Annotated in this window: 2 protein-coding genes; both read left to right on the plus strand. The window is 31.1% G+C overall.

Annotated elements, in window-relative coordinates; translation table 11 throughout:
* Nucleotides 1-298 precede the first annotated feature (298 nt).
* Nucleotides 299-976: a DUF421 domain-containing protein gene (locus AWW72_RS18735; RefSeq protein WP_047428634.1), complete on the plus strand. Its 678-nt coding sequence runs from the start codon at nucleotides 299-301 to the stop codon at nucleotides 974-976.
* Between the two features lie 131 nt (nucleotides 977-1107).
* Nucleotides 1108-1367, plus strand: a 260-nt coding sequence (locus AWW72_RS18740; RefSeq protein ID WP_047429173.1) for a hypothetical protein, incomplete at its 3' end; no start/stop codon positions are given.

Genomic DNA, 1367 nt, shown 5'->3' on the forward strand with positions numbered 1-1367 from the left:
TATTATTTGTGATGCAACAAGTAAAATTTAAGTTTCCAATTAATAAAATGTTTCAACTTCTTTTGAAAATTTATATCTAAAACCAAGTATAAAGGTCTACTTTAAAAAAGTAAAATAGTATTTTACCGCTATACCTCAACAAACTTTATTTTTTTCCACCTTAGAATCAATGAATTATATTTTTTAATACTCCTACAACCAAGATAAATAAATTACTACTCATCTCCACTATTTTTTACTTAAAAACCTTTATTTTATGAATTAGATAAGAAATCTTTCTTGAATAGGAATAGAAAAAATGGATCTTTTTAAGATTTTTATTGGTGATACTACTTGGATCTTCCTTTTAGAAATCATCGTACGCTGTGTTGTTATGTTCTTTGTCATTATTAGTTTCTTAAGATTATCTGGTAAACGAGGTATTCGACAGCTTTCGATTTTCGAGCTTGCGATTATTTTATGTTTAGGTTCGGCAGCAGGCGATCCTATGTTTACTGAAGATCTTCCAATTATCCATGCGGTAACTGCATTTATTATTATTTTGACTCTCTATCGATTGACAACCTGGAGCATGGTAAAACAAAAAAAGATAGAGGACCTATTAGAAGGAAAAGCTCTTTGTGTAGTTAAGGAAGGCCTCCTTGTCTATAAAGATTTTCTTAAACAAAGCTATTCTCATGATGAGTTTTTTTCAGAAATGCGACAACAAAATGTTGAACATTTAGGCCAAGTCAGAACCGCACTGCTAGAGACAGATGGAGCGTTGAGTATGCTGTACTATGAAAATAAAGATGTTAAATGGGGATTACCTCTTTTCCCGGAACATTACTGTAAAGCTACGACGCTTAAATTAAATACCTTTTATTCTTGCATGAAATGTGGCGAGACTAAAATATTGAATGCAATCGATCAGGAATGTACTCGGTGTAAACATCATAGTTGGGCTGAATCCTTAAAGACGTGTCGGATCGGTTGATCAATCCATTGAAAGTTCTATCCTGCAGCACCTAAAAATAACTTAAGGATTTCTGATAAAAGACTTATATGAGATGAAAAAAGGTATAAAGATTGGTTATGCTAGACCACCTTTTTTTAGTGGTTCAAATTATGGAAATTATAGAGCTAGTTCTTCAGGATGAAGATATGAATTTGCATAAGCTCAAGAAAGTCAAAGATACAGCTTTTAACTCCATTGAATTAAAAAAAGTTTCAAATTGGCTATGGATCTATGCTGATACCTATGAGTTTTTCAATTTTTCTATTTGGGAGGAGCTAGATAGTGCTTATCTCAACAAAATAATCAAATTTAAAAATAAAATTTATAAAGTTGTTGAAATCAATTCTTTCAACCAAATTAGATATTCATG

It is taken from the genome of Acinetobacter sp. NRRL B-65365 (genome assembly GCF_001605865.1).
Lineage (GTDB): Bacteria > Pseudomonadota > Gammaproteobacteria > Pseudomonadales > Moraxellaceae > Acinetobacter > Acinetobacter vivianii.